Annotated in this window: 2 protein-coding genes; one reads left to right on the top strand and one right to left on the bottom strand. The window is 61.6% G+C overall.

Features of this window, described 5'->3' with window-relative positions; translation table 11 throughout:
• Positions 1-690, top strand: a 690-nt coding sequence (locus AB4Z11_RS31120) for an SAM-dependent methyltransferase (protein ID WP_442029958.1), incomplete at its 5' end; no start/stop codon positions are given.
• 5 nt (positions 691-695) lie between these two features.
• Here the strand turns inward: AB4Z11_RS31120 and AB4Z11_RS31115 are convergent.
• On the bottom strand, positions 696-1,547 hold the full coding sequence (locus AB4Z11_RS31115; protein ID WP_442029956.1) for an EAL and HDOD domain-containing protein: 852 nt from the start codon (positions 1,545-1,547) through the stop codon (positions 696-698).
• Between the last annotated feature and the right edge of the window lie 71 nt (positions 1,548-1,618).

Genomic DNA, 1,618 nt, shown 5'->3' with positions numbered 1-1,618 from the left:
GCGCTGAACCACGTCATTCCCGAGCACGTGCAGGCTCTGACCGCGCAACTGCCCTACTTCGTGGCCGAGAACGCCAAGACTGCGCGCGCCTTCCTCAAGCTGGTCGGCGCCGTGCATCCCCTCGCCCGCCCGCTGCAGGAAATCACCATCAACGAGCTGAACGTCAATACGCCGGCCAACGCACTGGCAGCACTGCTGGAGCCGATCAAGGCCGGCCAGGATGCCGGCCTGCTGTCCGAAGCTGGCGTACCGGCCGTAGCCGATCCCGGCGCGGACCTGGTGCGCCTGGCGCATCAGCACGGCATTCCCGTGCGCCCACTGGTCGGGCCAAGCTCAATCCTGATGTCGGTAATGGCCAGCGGCCTGAACGGCCAGAGCTTTGCCTTCAACGGCTATCTGCCGACCGACGCCGCTGCGCGGGCCAAACGTCTCAAGGACCTGGAAGCGCGCTCGCGTAACGAAAAGCAGACCCAGCTCTTCATCGAAACGCCCTACCGCAATGCGGCCATGCTGGAAGCGCTGGTGAACAGCTGCAATGGCACCACGCTGATCTGCGTCGCGACCGATATCAGCCTGCCGTCGGAAAGCATCCGTACGATGACGGGAGCGCAGTGGAAAAGCCTGCTCACCGCAGGCAAGGCGCCGGACTTCCACAAGAAGCCGACCGTGTTCCTGCTACTGGCGCAATAACTGGATCAGCGCACACCCTGAGCGTAGTCATTGACCCACTCAAAAGCCGCGACCTGAATCGCGTATAGCTCGGAAGGCGCGAGCTCAAGCTTGTGCAGGATGCCGGTCAGCTCCGGCCCTTCCTGCGCACGCTCGATCATCTCGATGAGGTGCAGCACATCGCCGTAATCGCCATCGCGCTTCAGCAAGGCATCGCGCACTTCATCCAGCACGTTCACGCAATCGAGAATCTCCTGCATGCGCACGGAGAACAGCGCATCCATCAGCGACATGATGCCCACCGTGAAGGCGATGTCAGCGGCAACGCGCTGCTGCGGCTTCAGCTTCTCCATCATCAATTCCATGGTTTTGCCGCGCGTGGTGGCCATTTGCAGCAAGGGCGAATCGAACTCGGCGCCCTTTACGTACAGCAGAATCTGCAGCCAGCGCTGCAGCTGCCGGCGCCCCAGCACGATCAATGCGTGCCCAACTGAGTTGATGCGGAAGCGCGCGCCGACGGCCGGCGTATTCACCAGCCGCAGCAAGTTCAACGAGATCAGGGGATCGTGCTTCACGCTGCGCTCGACCTCGCGCTGATCGGCATCCTTGCTCAGCAGGTTGAGCAGATTCATGATGGTCATCTGCGACGGCGCAATCTTCTTGCCGCTCAGGATAACGGGACGCGAAAAGTAATAACCCTGGAAGTATTCGAAGCCGAGGTCCATGCATTCGCGGAATTCCTCGACCGTTTCAACTTTCTCCGCCAGCAGTTTCTGGCCCGGCATTTTCAGCGCGCGCGCCAGCACAGGCAGGCTGCCCGGTGCGATCTGCTTGATGTCCACCTTGATCACGTCCATCAACGGACGCAGCTTTGCCACGGCAGGCTGCCCGGTGCGATCTGCTTGATGTCCACCTTGATCACGTCCATCAACGGACGCAGCTTTGCCAC

This window comes from Pseudoduganella sp. RAF53_2 (assembly GCF_052113985.1).
Lineage (GTDB): Bacteria > Pseudomonadota > Gammaproteobacteria > Burkholderiales > Burkholderiaceae_D > Rugamonas.
Note: the sequence above shows the minus strand (reverse complement) of the source record. Positions and strands in the feature narration are given on the sequence as shown.